This window comes from Myxococcales bacterium, from assembly GCA_022184915.1.
Lineage (GTDB): Bacteria > Myxococcota_A > Polyangia > Fen-1088 > Fen-1088 > JAGTJU01.
This window is the reverse complement of record JAGTJU010000001.1, coordinates 1,490,094-1,504,318: the sequence shown is the minus strand read 5'-3', so window position 1 is coordinate 1,504,318 and position 14,225 is coordinate 1,490,094. Positions and strand designations below refer to the sequence as shown.

At 70.2% G+C, this 14,225-nt stretch carries 13 protein-coding genes; 7 read left to right on the top strand and 6 right to left on the bottom strand.

The genetic code is table 11. From position 1 onward, the window contains the following. Nucleotides 1-2: 2 nt before the first annotated feature. Nucleotides 3-1,274 carry a rhomboid family intramembrane serine protease gene (locus KA712_06240; protein MCG5052540.1) on the bottom strand — a complete coding sequence of 424 codons (1,272 nt, stop codon included), beginning with the start codon at nt 1,272-1,274 and terminating at the stop codon, nt 3-5. A 140-nt stretch (nt 1,275-1,414) separates the two neighbouring features. On the opposite strand from KA712_06240, the gene KA712_06235 reads away from it, so the two are divergent. Next, nucleotides 1,415-1,771, top strand: coding sequence for a hypothetical protein (locus KA712_06235; GenBank protein MCG5052539.1), 357 nt, complete (start codon nt 1,415-1,417; stop codon nt 1,769-1,771). A gap of 7 nt (nt 1,772-1,778) precedes the next feature. Here KA712_06235 and KA712_06230 read toward each other — a convergent pair whose 3' ends face one another. Beyond that, complete coding sequence (locus KA712_06230) at nt 1,779-3,251, bottom strand: TIGR01777 family oxidoreductase (GenBank protein MCG5052538.1); 1,473 nt, start codon at nt 3,249-3,251, stop codon at nt 1,779-1,781. Nucleotides 3,252-3,331: 80 nt separating this feature from the next. Then, nucleotides 3,332-4,297, bottom strand: coding sequence for a sugar kinase (locus KA712_06225; protein ID MCG5052537.1), 966 nt, complete (start codon nt 4,295-4,297; stop codon nt 3,332-3,334). A 93-nt stretch (nt 4,298-4,390) separates the two neighbouring features. Between KA712_06225 and KA712_06220 the strand changes: the two genes are divergently transcribed. Both KA712_06220 and KA712_06215 read left to right on the top strand, forming a co-directional pair. Beyond that, nucleotides 4,391-6,448: a serine/threonine protein kinase gene (locus tag KA712_06220; GenBank protein MCG5052536.1), complete on the top strand. Its 2,058-nt coding sequence runs from the start codon at nt 4,391-4,393 to the stop codon at nt 6,446-6,448. Nucleotides 6,449-6,497: 49 nt separating this feature from the next. Next, entirely contained in the window at nt 6,498-6,986 is a 489-nt protein-coding gene (locus KA712_06215; protein MCG5052535.1) for a hypothetical protein, read from the top strand. A gap of 5 nt (nt 6,987-6,991) precedes the next feature. Here KA712_06215 and KA712_06210 read toward each other — a convergent pair whose 3' ends face one another. After that, a complete protein-coding gene (locus tag KA712_06210) occupies nt 6,992-8,317 on the bottom strand; it encodes a CAP domain-containing protein (protein MCG5052534.1) in 1,326 nt (441 codons plus the stop codon). Here KA712_06210 and KA712_06205 point away from each other — a divergent pair. Further along, nucleotides 8,307-8,711 carry a YkgJ family cysteine cluster protein gene (locus KA712_06205; GenBank protein MCG5052533.1) on the top strand — a complete coding sequence of 135 codons (405 nt, stop codon included), beginning with the start codon at nt 8,307-8,309 and terminating at the stop codon, nt 8,709-8,711. The two genes, KA712_06210 and KA712_06205, sit on opposite strands and share 11 nt — an antisense overlap. Before the next feature lie 57 nt (nt 8,712-8,768). Here KA712_06205 and KA712_06200 read toward each other — a convergent pair whose 3' ends face one another. Continuing rightward, nucleotides 8,769-10,238, bottom strand: coding sequence for a carbohydrate-binding family 9-like protein (locus tag KA712_06200; protein ID MCG5052532.1), 1,470 nt, complete (start codon nt 10,236-10,238; stop codon nt 8,769-8,771). Between the two features lie 265 nt (nt 10,239-10,503). Between KA712_06200 and cobU the strand changes: the two genes are divergently transcribed. From cobU to cobS, 3 genes are read left to right on the top strand one after another with little or no spacing between them, the layout of a single operon-like run. After that, complete coding sequence (gene cobU, locus KA712_06195; GenBank protein MCG5052531.1) at nt 10,504-11,079, top strand: bifunctional adenosylcobinamide kinase/adenosylcobinamide-phosphate guanylyltransferase; 576 nt, start codon at nt 10,504-10,506, stop codon at nt 11,077-11,079. Further along, nucleotides 11,076-12,251: a nicotinate-nucleotide--dimethylbenzimidazole phosphoribosyltransferase gene (gene cobT, locus KA712_06190; GenBank protein ID MCG5052530.1), complete on the top strand. Its 1,176-nt coding sequence runs from the start codon at nt 11,076-11,078 to the stop codon at nt 12,249-12,251. The genes cobU and cobT overlap by 4 nt, the downstream gene beginning before the upstream one ends. Beyond that, entirely contained in the window at nt 12,248-12,994 is a 747-nt protein-coding gene (cobS, locus tag KA712_06185) for an adenosylcobinamide-GDP ribazoletransferase (protein MCG5052529.1), read from the top strand. The genes cobT and cobS overlap by 4 nt, the downstream gene beginning before the upstream one ends. Before the next feature lie 13 nt (nt 12,995-13,007). Here cobS and KA712_06180 read toward each other — a convergent pair whose 3' ends face one another. Further along, the gene (locus KA712_06180) at nt 13,008-14,198 is read right to left on the bottom strand and encodes a hypothetical protein (GenBank protein ID MCG5052528.1); all 1,191 of its coding nucleotides are present in this window, start codon (nt 14,196-14,198) and stop codon (nt 13,008-13,010) included. Between the last annotated feature and the right edge of the window lie 27 nt (nt 14,199-14,225).

The window sequence follows — 14,225 nt, the reverse complement described above, 5'->3', positions numbered from 1 at the left end:
GCCTAGATCGTCCCCGCCGCAGTCCCTTGGGGTGATCGCCCCGCCAGCTCCTGAGCCTTCACGAGGGCGATCCCCAAGCAGAGGGCCATGGCGGCCGCCACCAGCACGGCCGCCGCGGTGATCCAGCGGGGCGTGGGAACCGGCTTGCCTTGCGCGAGCGCATCGGCCGCCGCGGAGGCCGAGGCGGTGCGGTTGCCGAGCCAGCCAGACAACGCCAGGGCCAAGCCCACCGCCCCACCGCCGAAGTGAGCCCGCAGGTCGATGCCCGGGACGAACGACAAGGCGATGTTGATGAGCAGGGGCGTGGCCAGCCCGCGCTTGAGGCGCGACGCAATCACGGGAGGCAAGATCCCGGCGGGCTTGAGGGCCAGCCCAAAGCCCGCCGTCATCAAGCCCCAAATGGCGCCCGAGGCGCCTACGGACGGAACCTCGCCCCCCAGAAGCGCGCTGGCGGCACCCGCGCCGAGGCCCGAGAGCCCGTAGATCAGTAAGTATCGCGCCCGCCCCACCACCTGCTCGAGGAACGAGCCCAGGAAATAGAGCGACAACATGTTGACGAGCAGGTGGGTCTGGCTGCCATGCAAGAACGCGTAGGAGAGCAGCCTCCACACCTCGCCGGCCGTGACCGCAGGTCCGTAGTTCGCGCCGGCTCCGAAGATGGCGTTGGCCATGCCGCCGCTGCCGGGCGTTCCGCCCCGGAGGAACACCAGCACGCACAGCGCGCCCAGGATCAGGCTGACCAAAGGAAAGCGCCCGCGGGTCTGTTGGGCGAAGCTCACCGCCTCGGCGTGCCGCTTCTGTGCCCGCTCGACCTCGGCCGAAAGCTCGGCCTCGCTCACCGCGGGCCAGGTGGCCAGCTTCTTGGCGGCTGCCTCCAGGGGGCCGAGGTGGCGACCCTCGACGTGCGCGAGCGTGCCCGCTTTGACCAGGTGGTAAAGGCCCAAGCTGCGCAGCTCCGGTGCCTTTCGCGCCACATCTTCGAGACACGCGCGCATGGGGGCATCCTCCCCACCCACGATCACCAGGTAGAGTGTTCCCGGCTGCGCCTGCATCACGGCGAGCAGCCGGTTACCAAAGGCTTCGAGCGCTTCGCCCCGGTAGGTGATGATGGCGACGGGGGCCCCGGTGGCACTCACGCCGAACAGAGCGCTGGCCGCGTCCACCCGCACCAGGGCCAGCTCGTCCTGCGCGGTCTGCAGCGTGGCGGCCACCAGGCGGTTGCGTAAAGCCAGCGTCTCTGCGGCCACCGACGACGTTGCGGGTTCAGGATCCAAGATAGCGGAGGGTCTATCTCGCGTGCCCTCCCCTGTCACGGCCCTTCGCCCCGACAGGTGCTGCGAGGGGCTCGTCACAACGGGCGTGAACCCCGGGGTCGTGTCGGCTAGATTCGAATGAATTCCGAAATCTGAATCACATGCGCCGCGGCAAGAAGAAGCAAGCCGACCCGAAGGATCTGGCTCTGGTCGTGGGCCCCACGGAAGACCGCAAGGGCTACCAAGTGCTGCGCCGGCGCAGTGACGACGCACCCCTCGAGCTCGGAACCGTGCGGCCCCTCGAGGAGGGCAAGCCCATCGAGGGCGAGGTCGTGGGCATGAAGCCCCGGCAAGAGCATCCTCTGCTCTTCGAGGTCAAGACCGAGCTCGACACGCGGGCAGTGGCCGCGCCCCGTGGCACCTCCGTGGGTCCTGCGCAGGTGGCCACGGACCAGTACCGCCGCGGCTGGGAGGCGATCTGGGGCCCCCGCGACAAAGATCCGAAAGTGCTGAACTGACGGCGGCTCAGCCGGTGGCGCTGCGGGCGAGATAAGTCGCCGCAGCGCCCGTTGCGGTCCGCGTGAGCCGAGGCAGGGGGTTGGTCCCGAGCAGGTGGGCCAATGCGTCCTCGAGCTTGTCGAAGCGAAAGGAAAAGCCCGCCCGCGTGAGGCGTTCGGGCCGCATGAGCACGCTGCTCATCGCCATCTCCCCCATTTCGCCGAAGGCAAGCTTCAGGGCGGCCGCAGGCACCGGCAAGAAGGTGGGGCGCTTGAGAATGTGGCCCAGGGTCTCCGTGAAGACCGCATTCGTCTCGGCGCCAGGAGCCGCCACGTTGAAGGGTCCTTCCAGGGATTCATCGACGAGCGCGTGATGCAGGGCCCCCACGAGGTCATCGAGGGCCACCCAGCTCATCCATTGTTTGCCGCTGCCGAGCCGCCCCCCCACCCCCGCCCGCACGGCCGGGAGCAGCTTGCCGAGAACACCTTCACGAGGGGCCAAGACGAGGCCGATGCGCGGCATCGCCACGCGGATCCCCGCCCGCCGGGCGGGTTCGGTGGCCGCTTCCCAGTCCTGACAAAGCTCTGCGAGGTACCCCGTGCCCACGGCGCTCTCCTCCGTGAGCGGCTCGTCGCCCCGGGGTCCGTAGATCCCCATGGCGGACGCGTTGAGAAATACCTTGGGCCGCGGGTTCATCGCAGCGAGGGACTCCGCCAAAAAGCGCGTGAGATCGACGCGGCTCGTCCGGAAGCGCTTCTTGCGCGCATCGGTCCATCGCCCGCCGGCGACATTCTCGCCCGCCAAGTTGATCACGGCATCCAGGGGCGGCAAGGCCCTCACGTCCAAGATCCCCTCGCGCGGCTGCCACGCCACCCCGGTCCCCACGGCGTCGGCGGGCACTTGCGAATCGGGGCGGACGAGCCGGTAGACGTCGTGGCCACCCGTCGACAAAAAGGCGCAGAGCGCGCGCCCCACGAGGCCGCTGCCGCCGGCCACCAGGATGCGCAAGGGTGGCCCGGTGTACGCGGCGTGGCGTGTGAGATCGGCCGCCAGCGCTTCGTGGCGGTAGCTAAACAGGCGCAGCAGCTTCGCTTCCACGCTGCCGCGGCCGAACGCCCGCCCCAGCGCCCCGCCGGGCACCTGATAGTCCACCAGGTCCTGGATGGTGGTCCCCCCCGGGGCCGGCGTGAACCGATGCGTTTGCACCCACCGCGAAAAGGGGCCGCGCACCTGCTCGTCCTTGAACTCGACCCCGGGCTCGAAACCGAAATGGCGCGCCTCCCACACCAGGCGCAGGGGCCCCGCCTGCACCTTGAGCAAGGCCACGTCACCGTCACGGATCGTGCCCTGGCGCGCCAGCACCTCCACCGTCTCCCACGGGGGCGTGAGGCGGGAGAATGCTCCCGGCCGCTCGTGCCAGGCGAACACCTGGGCTTGGGGGTGGGGAACGAAGCTCGTGGCCTCGAACGAGAGCGCGCCGCCCGTTTCGCTTGTCGTCACCGCCATGCTCCTTCTGATGCCCGCCACCTTTGCCTTGCATCAGGCGCGCCGCCGGATCCGGCGCGCCTCGTCGCAACGGCTCAGAACCGGATCTTCTCGAAGTGCACGAGATCGGCGAAGGCGTTGAAGCGCTCGCGCACGGCGGTCAGGTCGAGGCTCTCGAAGCGGTCCAGGCTGAAGTCCTCCACGCAGTAAGAGGCCAGCACCGAGCCCAAGATCAGGGCGGTGCGGATGTCGGCCGGGGTGGTCCCGCCCATGCGGGCCAGCCAGCCCATGAAGCCACCCGCGAAGGAATCACCCGCGCCCGTGGGGTCCACGACGGTTTCGATCGGGTACGCGGGTGCGGCGAACACCCCCCCCTCGTGAAAGAGCAACGCGCCCGCGTCGCCACGTTTGATCACCACGGCGCTCGGGCCCATCTTGCGGATGGCCCGTGCGGCGGCCGGCAGGTTCGAGAGGCCGGAGAGCTGACGCGCCTCCTCGTCGTTGAGCAAGAGCATGTCCACCTTGGCCAACAGGCGGCCCAGGGCCTCACGCTTACCTTCGATCCAGAAGTTCATGGTGTCGCAGGCCACGAACCGAGGCTTGTTGACTTGCCCGAGCACGTCGATCTGCAACTCCGGGTCGATGTTGGCCAAAAACACGAATTCAGAGTCGGTCCAGGCGGGGGGCAGCTTGGGCTTGAACGCCTGGAAGACGTTGAGCTGCGTGTCGAGCGTCGTGCGTGAGGAAAAGTCCGGAGCGTATCTGCCCGACCAGCGGAAGGTCTTGCCCTCGGCCACCTCGAGCCCGGCCAGATCCACGTGCCGGCTCTTCAAGAAGGCGACGTGCCGGTCGGGAAAGTCGCTACCCACCACCCCCACGAGCCGGGGCGGTGCCAAAAACGAGGCGGCCACCGACGAGTAAGACGCAGCGCCACCCAGGATCTCCTCCCGGCGGCCCACGTGCGTCTCCACGGTGTCGAGGCCCACGGAGCCCACGATCAGCAGCGAGGAAGGAGAATGGGGGGTGTGTGCGCCCGCACCGGGCGAGTTCTGGGCTGTCATGCCCTTCTGCTACCATAATCCGAACGCTTTCGGGTCGGCTCGTTGTGCCGGGCCGCCCCCAACGACGGGGCACGTTCCGTACGCCCGCACCCCATGACCCGCCCAACGCCCCCGCCGACTGCCTCAGCCTCGTCGCTCGATCCCGTCGACTTTTTGGTGCGCGCAGGACGGCACGAAGACGCCGCAGCGCTCGCCGAAGCCGAGGGGGACCTGGCGCGCGCCCTGGCGCTCTACGAGAAAGTATGGCGCTTCGACAAGGCGTGGCCGCTGGCCGAGGCGCTCGCCGACTGGCCCCGGGCCGTGAGGCTGGCGCTGGAGGCCCGCGCGCCGGCCGAAGCCGAACGCATCGCTGACCGCCTCGTCGGTGCGGAGGCCTCCACCCTCGTGCGGGTAGCCGAGGCCTTCGCCGGCCGAGGCCACTTCGAGAGAGCGGCGACCCTGGCGCAAGAGGCAGGCGACTTGGCGCGTGCCGCCGACCTCTACCGAAGAGCGGGTCTGCCCATCGCCGCCGCCCGCGCCCTCGCCACCGCGGGTCGCCTCCGGGATGCCGTCCGCATGCTGGAGAACGTGATCGCCACCTCCGATCCCGCAGCCGGCTTGCCGAATGCCCGTGAGCGCGCCCGCGCCGAGCTGGCCATGGGCAAACTGATGAGCCGGCTCGGGCGTCCCTGGGAGGCCGCCCGCGCTTTGCAAAGCGCCGCGCGCCACGAGGACACCCGCGCCGATGCGCATCGACATCTGTGTGGCGTTCTGCTCGAGCTCGGGCTTCGGCACGCGGGGGACGAGGTGGCCCGCCGCCTCCGTCGTGAGCATCCCGAGGCGCCCCGAGGCGCCCTCGAAGTGGCCGCCACGCTGCCCGCCGACGCCCGCGAGGTGCCCGAGCGCTTCGCGGTGGAGCGCCTCCTGGGGGCGGGGGCGATGGGGCGTGTCTACCTGGCCACCGACCGCCTCTTCGACCGGCCCGTCGCGCTCAAGGCCCTGTCGGTGGGGGCGTCGGGCGCCGAGGAGCAAGCGCTCGCGCGGTTTTTGCGCGAGGCCGAGGCCGCGGGACGGCTGCACCACCCGCATATCGTGGCGCTTTACGATGTGGACCTGTCGGCCGGCCTGCTGGTCTTCGAGTATCTGGCCGGCGGCTCCCTCGCGCAGGAGTTGGCGCTCGGCGAGCCCCTGCCCCTCGCCCGGGTGAGGCGACTCGGTCTCGAGCTCCTCGAGGCCCTGGCGGCCGCGCACGATGCCGGCATCGTGCACCGTGACGTCAAGCCGGCGAATGTGTTCGTGGATGCGGCCGGCGGCGCCAAGCTGGGGGATTTCGGCGCGGCGCACCTGCTCGACTTCGGGCAGACCCAAACCGGGGGGCTCATCGGCACCCTGGCGTATCTTTCCCCCGAGCAGGTGACGGGGGACCGCATCGGGCCGCGGGCGGACCTTTACGGGTTGGCCGCGACCCTCTTCGAGGCGCTCACGGGACGGCCCCCCTTTCTGGGCCCCGACTTCGTATCGCAGCACCTGGCCGATCCCCCCCCGCGGCCGAGCGCGCTGCGTCCCGACCTGACGGCGCTGGCCGCCGAGGCCGTGGATGAAGCGCTGTTGCGCGCGCTCAGCAAGGCTCCCGAAGACCGCTTCGAGTCCACCCGCGCGATGGCCGAGGCCTTGCGGGCGTGGCCCGTGGACGTGGCGCTCGACGCCCGGCGGCCCCGCGCCCCGGCCCCGTGCGAAGCCGAGGCGCTCGCGCCCGTGCCGGTGTACACCCCGCGTGAGCGCCTGGGCGTGACCTGCGACGCCGACGGGCGCGAAACGGGGGTGCTGATGCGTGCCCACGACGGCCGGGTGGATCGGGTGGTGGTCGAGTGGCGCCCCTACGAGCCGTTGGGGCCCGCGGCGCTCGCGGCGTGGCGTCACGCCGCAGCCCTCGGAGGCCCTCACGTTCAGCGGGTCTTGGGCCTCGCGGAAGGGGCCCGCGATCTCGGCCACGTGGTGATCTTCGAGAGCCTCGACGGCGAGGTCAGCGCGGTCGCAGGGGCCTCCGTGCCCCCGGTCGTGGTCCCCGCGCTCGCGCGCCTCGAGGCCCTGTGGCCGGGTTTCCTCGCCGAGGCGCGGGTGGTACACACGGCAGCCGGGCCGGTCCTGCTGGTTCAGCCCCTGGCCCTCTGAGTCCCGCTGCGCGCGTTGCGCCGCACGGGGGGGCCGCTAACCTCCCGCCGTGCGCCTCTGCCTGCTGCTCTCGTGCTTCGCCTCGTGCTTTCTGGTTCCCGAAGCGGCGAGGGCCCAAACGCCGGAGGTCTGGACCGGGCCGCCCCGCACCGTGGTGTATCTGCCCGCGCTCGACCTGGAAGCCGGGGGCGCGTACGCCGACACCGGTGGCGGCTTTGGCACCGTGGCCCGGGTGGCCGCGGGCGTGCACCGCCTGACGGGCAACGGCATCCTCAGCTTCGGCCCCGAAGCGACCCGGGAGACGGGCCGCTGGGTCATGGGGATCGGCGGCGAGGCGGCCCACATCACCACGGGCCTCAGCTTCGCAGCCGTGGCGCTGCGGGATCTGTCCTCTGAGCGCTGGGGGGGCCGCGCCTCGCTGGGGCTCTCCTACCTGCGCTTGGGCGCGGCCGTCTACGGCGGGGGCGTGCGCACCTACTCCCTGTCCTTGCGCGTGCCCCTCGGCCTCGTGGCGGCGTGGGCGCTGGGCACGCTCTAACGGGCCTAAAACGCGGCGAACAGCGTGGTGACGTAGTACACCGCGCCCCCGTTCGGGGCCGTGCCTTCGACGACGCCCACACCCAGATGCGAGGCCCGCGGCTCGAGCACGTTGCCGCGGTGGGCAGGGCTTGCCATGAATCCCTCGTGGGCACCGGCCGCCGTGGACGCGGCCCCCACGTTTTCAGCCACCAAGGAGGGGGCGAGCCCCGCCGCGCGCACACGGTCGGCCGCGTCTTCGCCCTGGGGCGATAGGTGCGACACCTCTCGTCGGCGCGCCATCGCCTCGCTGTGCGCACGGGCCACGTCCGCCAGGCGCCGATCGGCCACGAGCGCTGGCAGCTTTCGGGCCTGCCGCTCGCGGTTGACCGCCGCGACGAAAGCCGCCTCGATCGCGCGGGGTTCCGTCACTGCGGGAAAGGCATGCGGCTTCGCGAGGCTCAAGCGGTCTGGCGCGTCGACGCCGCAGTAAACCGGGACGTTGGCCATCACCTCGGGGCCGCGCTTGTGTGAGGCCATGAGCTCGACCTCGTATCGGCCGGGGCCCTCCACACACGAAAAGCGGCCCGAGAACGCACGCCCCTTGCTCTGCACGGGCAAGCGCCCCACCCGGCCTGCGGGCGTCGTCACCACGAGCGCAACGTCCTCGTACCCGGGAGGCAGCCGGCCCGCGACGGGCGCGCCCCCCGCAGCGGGCAGGCTGCGGGGCAAGGGCGCAAGCTCGAGGGCCATGGGGCTCAGCAACACCACCACCTGCATGCCCGCGGGCCCTCGCGACACGCCCACCCCCACCCGGGCCCAGGCGCTGCCCGTCAAGGCCGTTGCCAGTTGCTCAGCCACGAGGGCCACGGCCTCCCCTTCGGGCGCGTTGGTGCCCACGGCTACCACGGCCGGTTCGGGTTCAGGCAGGCCCTGGGCCCGGCTGACGAAGGTGACGAGCTCGTGCGTGGCGGGGCCCCCCAAGCGCGCCAGCTCGGTCGCGGCCCTGTCGAGGCGGCCATCGCTTCCGGGCACCGGATGGCCGGCCTTTTTGGCCAGCGCCGACAAGCGCAGCCGCAGCTTCGCGACCAGCGGGTCGGCATCGTCGGGGGGCGTCGGGGGGCCGCCGTAGGCGGGGCTCGGGGGATGGGCGGGCACGTACTCGGCGGGCAGCGCCTGCGGATGGGGCGCCTCCACGGGCTCGCCCACGCCTACCGCCCCCGCGCGCGGCCGCCCCTCGGCCGCTGCGACGGCGCCACACGCGCTCGTGGTCGGGCTGCCGGCCACCAGGAGCCAAACGACTCCCGAAAAGCGGGCTCCCTTCGGCAAGGCGCGCGACCGCGTGGAACGCATCTGCGAGGTTTTAGCCCATGCCGCGGCCGCTTGCATGCCCGCCGTTCCCAAGCAGAATGGCTCCTGCTTGCCCTCGATCCCCGATTGCCAGACCTGCGGCGCCTGCTGCGCAAACCCCCAGGAGAATAGAGACGAAGGTTTCGCCGATTGGGTGGAGATCGACCCGCGCGACCTCATCCTCGCGCGGCCGCGCCACAAGCACCTGGTGGTGTTGAATGCGGCAGGCGAACCCCACATGCGCCTCGACCCGGCCGGGCGCTGTGCCGCCTTGCGGGGGCGCCTGGGTCAGCGGGTCCACTGCGCCATCTACGACGTCCGGCCGCGGGCGTGCCGACGGCTCGAGGCGGGCAGCCCGCGGTGCCTGGCGTATCGCGAGGAGCGCGGCTTCGCCTGATCTGAAACGGCCCGGAGCGCAGAAGCGCCGCGGGCCGCTCGTGTGACAACCGGCAGGCTACTCCCCGCCCGGCGTCACCTTCGGAACCTCGCCCTTGCCAGCCGGCTTTGGCATGCCCTCGAGCGCGGCGCCGAGCCGCTTGGCCTTGAGCGCGGCCCGCTTCGTGGCGGCTTCGTCCTTGGCGGGCGCCTCGGGTGCCTTGTCGCCTTCGACGGGAGCGGCCGACGCCACGGTCTCGCCCTTGTCGTCGCCGAACACCACCGTGCCAAAGCGATCCAGCTTGTGGAAGTCGCCCACCATCGGCGGGGACCAGCCCTGGGCTTCCTGGCCGCTCGCCTTCGTCACGTCCAGGCGAAAGAGATTCACACGCCAGGTGTCGCCGATGGCGGGCGGCACCTTCACGGCGTCGGCGCCCTTGGCCATCCCACTCACGTCGGCCAAAGGAATCGCGATCTCGGCCACCCACCCCTTGTCCGTGTCCTCGCGCTTGCCGAGGGTTCCCTCCACCGTCACGGCCGCCTTCAGACCCGAATTCCAGGAGAAGGGCTTCGCCTTCGGATCGAGTGAGTCCTCGTACTTGCGGTACTCGGGCAGGTACGTATCGAAGACCGTACCTTTGGGCGAAACTTGGTACTCGGTATAGGTTTTCCCGTCGCCGTTGGCGTCGATCATGATCTCCACGGCCTCTTGCTGCCAGAGCTTGTCGTCGCGCTTGTCGAAGTCGCCCCAGACGTCGTCGTCTTGGTTCTGGAAGGCGAGGTAAACGAACTTGTCGTCCCAGAGCATCTTGGCCTCGGTGCGCTGGCGGACGGGCTCCCCCGTCAGGGTGTTGAGGAACACGCCCATCGACGGCGCTTCGGCCCAGATCGGCTCATCGAGCTTGCCATCGAGCTTCGGCCCCTTTTTCACCTTCCGGGCCACGTAGCGGCGTTCGAGGGGCGGGGCCTTGCCCGCCACGTCGAACTTGGCGACGAGCAACCGGTTCTGTCCGTCCTGCGCCCCCGCCTTCACGGGCATACGGACCTGGCCCTTCCAGAGCCCCGTGTAAAGCTCGACGGTGGTATGCGGCCAGGTGGGTGGCAACCGAATGAAGTGTTCGTCGCGAATGATGTCCCCAGCCTTCCACTGGCTCACCGGGTACTTGCCGCGAATTGGCGCGTGATCGTAGTTCTGGAAGCCCTGATTGTTGGGCCCCGACAGGTGCGTGAACGTTCGCCAACCGTCGCCAGGAGGCGAAATCACCTTCCAGTAGTGCACGATCTTGACGTCTTTGCCTGGCTCCGCCGGCAAGGGTTCGGCGTCGACACCCAGGTAGATCACCTTGCCGTCGAAATCGCCATTGACGACCCGCGCGGGCGTGGGCGCCGCGGACAGCAGGTTCTGCTGGATCTGGGCCATGTCCTCGGCCGTGGGTTTGTCTTCCTGCTGTTCCACACAGCCGGAGCCGCACAGGACCAAGCCAACCGCGGCCGAGCCGAAGAAAACAGGACGGGACACAAACGAGAACAGACTTTGTTTTCGGGGCATTCAGGACTCCTTCCGGCCGCGGCGCATCGGAATGCGGCCGAAACCGAGCTGGCTTTCTACAGAAGGTCAGTGCCGAATGCAAACCCCTGCGCCGGGCCACAAGTGGGTAAAGGCAGGGCCGGCCGGGGGCGAGGTCCCCAGCGATCCATGACAGCGCCCCCTTGCGGTCCGCCCACCCGCACGTGGTAGACGATGAGGGTGTCGCGTCTTTGCAACGGGCTCGCCCGTGCCGCCCTTTGGCCACTCCCCCGCACGGGACCCGTACATGCCGGATAAACGGATCGTCCTGGTGGGCGGCGGGGTTCGCTGCGGCAAGAGCGCCTTCGCGCTGGCGCGCGCCCAGCAGCTGGGCGAACGGCGCGCGTTCATCGCGACCGGCCAGGCCTTTGACGACGAGATGCGGGAACGCATACGCCTCCACCAGGCCGAGCGCGACGTCACCTTCGAGACGCATGAAGCCCCGACGCATGTCCGCGAAGCGCTCGAAGCGTGCGCGGGTCACGACGTGGTGGTGATCGACTGCCTCACCTTGTGGCTCTCGAATCTGCTCGGCGCTCAAGCGTCGGACGCGGAGATCGGCGACGCCGTCGCAACGCTCGCCGAAGCCGTGTACAGGAGCCCCGCGAGCGTCGTCATGGTCACGAACGAGGTGGGGTTGGGCATCGTGCCCCCCACGCCGCTCGGCCGCCGCTTCCGCGACCTGGCCGGCCGCACGCATCAGCGTCTCGTCGCGCTGGCCGACGAGGTGTACTTCGGCGCCCTCGGCGCCATGCTCCGCTTGCGTCCCGGTCCCGTCACGTTGCAAGGCCCCTCTGCCACGCCTTTTTCGGAGACCCCATGACCAAAGACCCGCCCGTCACCGCCTTGTCGTCTTCGGCGAACGCGCCTCACTGGCTCGTGGAGCTCACGTTGGCCGTTCGCGCGGTGGACCCGCACGTGGCCACGCGCACCCAGGCCTTGCTCGACGGCAAAACGAAGCCGCCCGGAAGCCTGGGCCGCCTCGAACGCCTGGCCTGCCGCCTGGGCACGATCACGCGCACGCCCTGTCCCCCCCGTCGCACGAAAGCCATCGTGGTGATGGGGGCCGACCACGGCGTCGCCGATGAAGGGGTGAGCGCCTACCCTCCCGAGGTCACGGCGCAGATGTTGGCGAACTTCGCGCAGGGAGGCGCGGCCATCAACGTGCTGGCCCGGCAGGCGAACGCGCGCGTGGTGGTCGTGGACATGGGCGCGCGAGTCCCCGTGAAAAGCCCCGCCGTCCTCGATCGACGCATAGCCGCGGGCACCCGCAGCGCGAGCCACGGCCCGGCGATGCAGGTCACCGAGGCTCTCCAGGCCATCCAGGTCGGCGCCGCGCTCGTCGAGACGCTTTGTCACGAGGGCATCGACCTCGTCGGACTGGGTGAGATGGGCATCGGCAACACCACGAGCGCCGCCGCGCTCACGGCGGCTTTGTTGGGCCTGCCCCCCGCGCAGGTCACGGGCCGCGGCACAGGGATCGACGATGCGATGTGGGCGCGCAAGGTGAACGTGATCGAGAGCGCCCTGCAGACCAACCGCGAAGCGCTCGTGGATCCCTTGCACACACTCGCCGCCCTCGGGGGGTTCGAGATCGCCGGGCTGGTGGGCGTCTGCCTCGGGGCGGCCGCGGCGGGGGTGCCGGTGGTGCTGGATGGCTTCATCACCACGGCGGCCGCGCTGGTGGCGGTGCGCCTCTGCCCTTGGGCAGAGGGTTACCTTCTGGCGTCCCATCTGTCCGTCGAACGCGGCCACCGCGCGTTGCTCGAGGCGTTACGGCTCGAACCCCTCTTCGACCTCGAGCTGCGGCTCGGCGAAGGCACCGGCGCGGCGCTGGCGTTTCCCTTCATCGATGCCGCCCTGGCGATCCTGCACGACATGGCGACCTTCGAGAGTGCCGGGGTGAGCGGCCCCGCGCAGGACATCACCGAACCCGACACGGCACCGCTCGGCGCCCCGGGCGGCTCTGCTAAGGTCCCGCCGACCTCATCGTGATCCGTGCCTTCGTCACCGCCTTCGGGTTTTTGACCCGTTTTCCCGTTCCTCAGGTGAAGAGCGACGGGCGGTCGCTTGGGCGGTCCCTCATGTTCTTTCCCGTGGCAGGGGCGGCCATCGGGGGCTGTTTGACGGGCCTCGCGGGGCTGTCGTTGCTCTGGGTGTCACCGGTGGTGGCGGCCTTCGTCACCGTGCTTCTGTGGGCCTGGGTCACCGGAGGGCTACACCTCGATGGCTTGGCCGATACCTTCGATGGACTTTCCGGGGGCCACGGGGACCGCGAACGAACGCTCACCATCATGCGCGACAGCCGCATCGGCAGCCACGGCACGGTGGCCCTGGTTTTGTTGCTGCTCGGCAAGGTGGTGTTGACCAGCGAGCTCTTGGCCGCGGACGCGGCCACGGCCCTGTGGCTCGTGCCCACCGCAGCCCGTGCAGCGGTCGTGCCCGTCGTGGCCTTCTTTCCGTCTGCCCGCAACGAAGGGCTCGGGCGCGACCTCAAGCGTAACCTGCGGCCCGGAGGCGTGGGGGTGGCGTTGCTCCTGGCTGCAGGGGCGTTCGCGCCCACGCGCTTCCTGCTGTGGCCTTGTCTGGCGGGGGCCTTCGGCGTGGCGCTCGCCTGGGCCGCCCTCCTCACCCGCCGGCTCGGGGGCCTCACGGGGGATGTTTACGGCGCCGTCATCGAGGTGAGCGAGCTCGCGGGGCTCGCGGGCCTGCTCGTCACGCTCGATGGGCCGCTCTAGCGCCTGACCGCGTTCATTTTGAACGCTGACATTGCAGCGTGAGCGGGATGGGATCGCCCATCTTCACCACCTCGAAGTCGCGGGGCTTGAGGGCCTGCAGATCGCGAGGTGCCAGGTGGTCGGCCCACTTGGCTTTGGTGCGCCGATCGCTGCGTGCCGTCAGCGTGATGTTGCCACCGTCGGCAAGCAGCATGCCGTACTTCTGGAGGGCCCGCGCCACCACGCGGGCGCCCTCGTTCGGGAGCGTGTCGAGCGGGTAATCGGCGCGCAGGCGCAGGCGCACGCCGTAGGGGGGCGCCGTCTTCGGGCCCGTGGTGGCGCGGGTACCGTGCGTGGCCGGGCGTACGTACTCACCCTTGCGGATGCGCGCGTTTGGCAAGATGAATCGAAGCGCGTGCGGGATCTCACCCGCGGCAACTTCGTCCGCCGTGAAGAGCAAAGGCGCGATGGGAAAGCCCGCCGCGTCGGCGCTCGAGCACTGATCCCCACGCCCTTCCGGCGGATACACCCGATTGAGCTCCCAGCGCGCCAAACAGCCCCCAACGAAGGTGTTGCCCCGCACGTCGGCACGCCACATTTCGTAAAGCGCCTTGTTGGCCTCGTCCACGACGATGAGGTGGCAATCACCGTCGCCCTCGCAGGCGTAGCCGGACTCACCTTCCAGGCTGCCCTCGCTGGGCAGCGGCAGGGGCACCTCGTCGCAATCGGGCTCGAAAAAATCGTCGGTGGGCTCGAAGGTGCGCATCACGCTTTTGTCGTCGGCCCGCAGGATCTCCAGTGAAAAATCGATCTGCATGCGGCCAAGGCCAAAGCCCTGTCCGTCGAGCCAGGAGATGATCGCCTCACTTTCGGGATCCTTGGGCGCCTTTGATACGTCCTGGTTCCAGGGCGCTCCCGGCGGAAAGTAGTGGGACTTGGCGCTGGTGCCGCTGTTGCTCGGCCCTGGCGCAGGCCCCTCGGCGCCGCTGCCGCCGGCTGCAGACCCGCCCCCTCCCGCCGCCCCCCCGCGGCCGCCCACCGCCGGTTCGGCGTCGTCGCCTTCATCGGCCTCGCCGCTCTGACCGCCGGCCGGATCGTCAGAGGGGCCGGCCGCGTCCCGTTTGCTGCAGCCCGAAACCGCAGTGCAAGCGCCGAGGCCCGCAAGCCCAGCGAAGGAAAGAGACCAGAGCAGCCGAGCGCGCAAGGAGACAGTCACACGTGACATGGCCCTGGTAGCTTAACACCACCCGTG

What these genes read in the sequence shown, in the direction of transcription:
- KA712_06235 (MCG5052539.1), top strand. Translation starts at nt 1,415, where the DNA reads ATGCGCCGCGGCAAGAAGAAGCAAGCCGACCCGAAGGATCTGGCTCTG.
- KA712_06225 (MCG5052537.1), bottom strand. Translation starts at nt 4,297, where the DNA reads ATGACAGCCCAGAACTCGCCCGGTGCGGGCGCACACACCCCCCATTCT.
- KA712_06220 (MCG5052536.1), top strand. Translation starts at nt 4,391, where the DNA reads ATGACCCGCCCAACGCCCCCGCCGACTGCCTCAGCCTCGTCGCTCGAT.
- KA712_06210 (MCG5052534.1), bottom strand. Translation starts at nt 8,317, where the DNA reads ATGCGTTCCACGCGGTCGCGCGCCTTGCCGAAGGGAGCCCGCTTTTCG.
- KA712_06200 (MCG5052532.1), bottom strand. Translation starts at nt 10,238, where the DNA reads ATGCCCCGAAAACAAAGTCTGTTCTCGTTTGTGTCCCGTCCTGTTTTC.
- cobU (MCG5052531.1), top strand. Translation starts at nt 10,504, where the DNA reads ATGCCGGATAAACGGATCGTCCTGGTGGGCGGCGGGGTTCGCTGCGGC.
- cobT (MCG5052530.1), top strand. Translation starts at nt 11,076, where the DNA reads ATGACCAAAGACCCGCCCGTCACCGCCTTGTCGTCTTCGGCGAACGCG.
- KA712_06180 (MCG5052528.1), bottom strand. Translation starts at nt 14,198, where the DNA reads ATGTCACGTGTGACTGTCTCCTTGCGCGCTCGGCTGCTCTGGTCTCTT.